The sequence below is a fragment of the Achromobacter sp. genome, from assembly GCF_036567245.1.
Lineage (GTDB): Bacteria > Pseudomonadota > Gammaproteobacteria > Burkholderiales > Burkholderiaceae_B > Achromobacter.
The window spans coordinates 1-3,547 of the sequence record NZ_DATCUY010000496.1 but is presented as its reverse complement, the minus strand read 5'-3'; the positions used below and the strand labels follow the sequence as shown (position 1 = coordinate 3,547).

The window sequence follows — 3,547 nt, the reverse complement described above, 5'->3', positions numbered from 1 at the left end:
GGGTGCGTCCCGCGCGCCCAGCCGCGCAGGCGCTCCGCCCAGGCGTCCAGCGCCTTGGGCGCATAGCCAGCCTTGTAGGCCGTGCTGGCGCGCATCAGCCGCGCATACACGAAATCGGCGGTGCGGTCGGCGATGGACGGGTAGTCCTCGCTGTCCGTGTAGACGGTAGCCGCGCCGTGGCGCCGCGCCAGTGCCAGATATTCCTCGCAGGCGAAGCTGGCATGGCGCACGTCCAGCACGTGCCGCAGCGGCAGGCCGCCCACCCGGTCAGGCAGCAGTGCCAGGAACGCGCCGAAGTCGTCCGCGTCAAAAACCTTGGTGGGCGCGAACTGCCAGACGATCGGCCCCAGTTTTGGACCCAGTTCGGCGATGCCGCTGTGCACGAAGCGGTGGATCGAGTCGCGGGCGCCCGCCAGTTCGCGGCGGTTGGTCGCGTAGCGCGAGGCCTTCAGCGAGAACACGAAGCCTTCGGGCGTTTCGTCGCGCCATTTGGCGAAGGTGGCCGGTTTCTGGGTGCTGTAGTAGGTGCCGTTGATCTCGATGGCGGTGAGCTGGCGGCTGGCGTATTCCAGTTCGCGCGCGTGCGGCAGGTTTTCGGGATAGAAAGCGCCGCGCCAGGGGGCGTAGGTCCAGCCCCCGATGCCTATGCGGATGGCGCCGTCTTTCGGATGAGGATGAGCTTGCGGCATGTCCAGGCTCTCCAGGCGTGGGAACCGGTCAACTGTATCGCCGGCGCCACTGGTCCGCAAACCCCTCCCGGAAGTTCGCTGTTCCGATACAGTTTTGCGCTAAGGTGTGGATTCACGTTTCCACTTTCCGCGCGGCCCCGCGCCGGCCCATCATGCCCGACTTTACCCATCTGATGACGTTCGCCCTGGTTGCCCTGGGCATGGTGCTCACCCCCGGGCCCAACATGATCTACCTGGTCTCCCGTTCCATCTCGCAAGGCGCGCAGGCCGGCCTGATTTCGCTGGGGGGCGTGGCGGTCGGCTTCGTCTTCTACGTGCTCTGCGCGGCGTTCGGCATCACGGCGCTGCTGATGGCGGTGCCTTACGCCTACGACGCGCTGCGCATCGGCGGCGCGCTGTATCTGCTGTACATGGCATGGCAGGCGCTGCGTCCGGGCGGGCGTTCGCCGTTCCAGGTGCGCGAGCTGCCCAAGAGCAGCCCGCGCACGCTGTTCACGATGGGGCTGGTGACCAACCTGCTCAATCCCAAGATTGCGATCATGTACGTGTCGCTGCTGCCGCAGTTCATCCAGCCCGAGCGCGGCAGCGTGTTCACGCAGTCGCTGGCGCTGGGCATGACGCAGGTCGCCATCAGCCTGACGGTCAACGCGCTGATTGCCATCATGGCCGGTTCCATTGCCGGGTTCCTGGCGGGCCGTCCCGTGTGGATGGTGGTGCAGCGCTGGTTGATGGGGACGGTGCTGGCCGGATTGGCCGTGCGCATGCTGATGGACAACCGGCGCTGATGCAGACCGAGGACGGTTTTTTCGCTTCATTGGGCGGGATGCTGGGCGAGGCGCTGCGCAGCGTCGTCGCCGGGCTGAAGTGGCTGCTGGGCGGGATTGGCGGCGCGCTGGGCGATTTCTATGCGGGCCTGTCGGGCGCGATGGGGATGAGTCCGTCGGTGTTCAATCTGGTGGTGTTGGCTATTGGGTTGATGTTGCTTTGGGCGGCGGTCAAGGCGTTGTTGAGGCGGAGTTTGTTGGGGGCGTTGTTTTGGGGGTTTTTGGCGGTGTTGGTGTTGGGTGGGTTGATTAATTGATGGCTTGGTTGTCGGGGGCTGTTGTGTCGTGTCTGGGTAGAGGTTCTTAAGGCGCCAGCCGCGCCGTGGGCCTGGGGCGAGCGGGGCAACGATTGCGGCCCGGAGCCTTCGCTCCGGGCTTCCCCGTCGTCATCCTCGTCCTCGCCTTCGGCGACTCCTACGGATTCCCTCGGGCTTATCGACGCCCCGCTCGCCCCAGGCCCACGGCGCGGCTGGCTCCGGCGGTTGAAACTTGACGGGCGCTGGGGCGGGTAGTGTGCTTGGCGTGCTCGCCATCGGTGGGGTGTGGCGAAGGTCTTGCGGGGCCCGCTCCCGGCCGGCCGCGCGGGCGGCCTCTGGGAGCTTACGCGGTGTCTTGCGGGTGGGGATGGCGCTGCGCGCTGTTTTTCGCCGCGTCCTTAAAAGAGCGGCGCATGGGCAAACGATTCGCTGCAGTCGCGCAGCGAACACTATAGAAATTTTATAAATCGCGTATGTATTAATCGGCCGCCCGGGCGGCCGATTAATACGGGCAGCTCACGATTCGTCCCTGACCACGGCTCTAGCAGCGCAGCAAGCCAAGACAACGGCAGCTCGTCGGCGCGGGCGGCGTGGCGGTTCGCAACCTCGATGCGCCCGAGGGAATCCGAAGGAGTCGCCGAAGGCGAGGACGAGGATGACGACGGGGTAGTCCGGAGCGAAGGCTCCGGACCGCAATCGTGGGCGCGAACCGCCACGCCGCCCGCGCCGACGAGCGACCTATGAAGTGCAGCGGCAGCGGCAGCGGCCAGTGCCAATGGCCGGACCTACGAAGCCTGCCGCGCCGCCAATGCCACCTTCCGCAACCTCTGCACCAACGCCGGAAACCGCTCGGCCCCTGTATTTCCATACCCGATCACCAGCCCGTTGTCCTCCGCCCGCGGCGTCACCGCGAACGACGACAGCGCGCCTGGATTCATGCCGATCTTGCGCGCCTGCTCCACGATCTCGCGGTCGGGGTATGCCGCAGGCAGCCGCACCGTCAGATGCAGTCCCGAATGCCCGCCCAGCACCTCGTGTTCGATCCCCAGATGCGTCGCCAGCGCTTCGCGCAGCGCTCCCTGGCGTTCGCGGTACAGGCGCCGCATGCGGCCCAGGTGGCGCGAGAACTGGCCGTTTTCCATGAAGGCGGCCATGGTCAGCTGTTCCAGCCGGTGGCCGCCGCGCAGCATCTCGATGATGGACGGCATCGCCTGCGCGGCGATGGCTTCGGGCAGTACCAGGAAACCCAGGCGCAGCGCCGGGAACATGGTCTTGCTGAACGTGCCCACATAGAGCACCGGCGCATCCTCGACCAGACCCTGCATCGCGGCGATGGGTTCGCCCTGGTGGCGGAATTCGCTGTCGTAGTCGTCCTCGATGATCCAGGCGCCTGCCTGGCGGGCACGTTCGATCAGGCCCAGGCGGCGCGGCAGGGACAGCACCGCGCCGGTGGGGTACTGGTGCGACGGTGTGGTCTGGATGAGGCGGGGCGGGCGCTCCTGCCAGGCGTTTTCGGGGATCACGATGCCGTCGGCGTCCACGCGCATGGCCACCACGTCCAGGTCGCCGGCGTGGAAGGCGGATTTGGCGCCGCGGTAGCCGGGGTCTTCCAGCCAGGCGGTGTCGCCGGGGTTGGTCAGCAACTGCACGCAGAGCGCCAGCGCGCCCTGGGCGCCTTCGGTGATGACGATGCGCGAGGCGTCGCAGCGCACGCCGCGCGACACCCGCAGGTACTGGGCGATGGCTTCGCGCAGGGCGGGCTCGCCCACGGGGTGGC

General features: G+C 67.4%; 4 protein-coding genes. 2 read left to right on the top strand and 2 right to left on the bottom strand.

Features of this window, described 5'->3' with window-relative positions:
- The coding region (locus tag VIR09_RS21140) for a DUF72 domain-containing protein (RefSeq protein WP_332014629.1) at positions 1-689 on the bottom strand (689 nt) is incomplete at its 3' end.
- Positions 690-841: 152 nt separating this feature from the next.
- Here VIR09_RS21140 and VIR09_RS21135 point away from each other — a divergent pair.
- Positions 842-1,474: a LysE family translocator gene (locus VIR09_RS21135; RefSeq protein ID WP_332014628.1), complete on the top strand. Its 633-nt coding sequence runs from the start codon at positions 842-844 to the stop codon at positions 1,472-1,474.
- Positions 1,474-1,770, top strand: coding sequence for a hypothetical protein (locus VIR09_RS21130; RefSeq protein ID WP_332014627.1), 297 nt, complete (start codon positions 1,474-1,476; stop codon positions 1,768-1,770). Before VIR09_RS21135 ends, VIR09_RS21130 begins: the two co-directional genes overlap by 1 nt.
- A 785-nt stretch (positions 1,771-2,555) precedes the next feature.
- Here VIR09_RS21130 and VIR09_RS21125 read toward each other — a convergent pair.
- On the bottom strand, positions 2,556-3,547 hold a 992-nt coding region (locus tag VIR09_RS21125), incomplete at its 5' end, for a PLP-dependent aminotransferase family protein (RefSeq protein WP_332014626.1).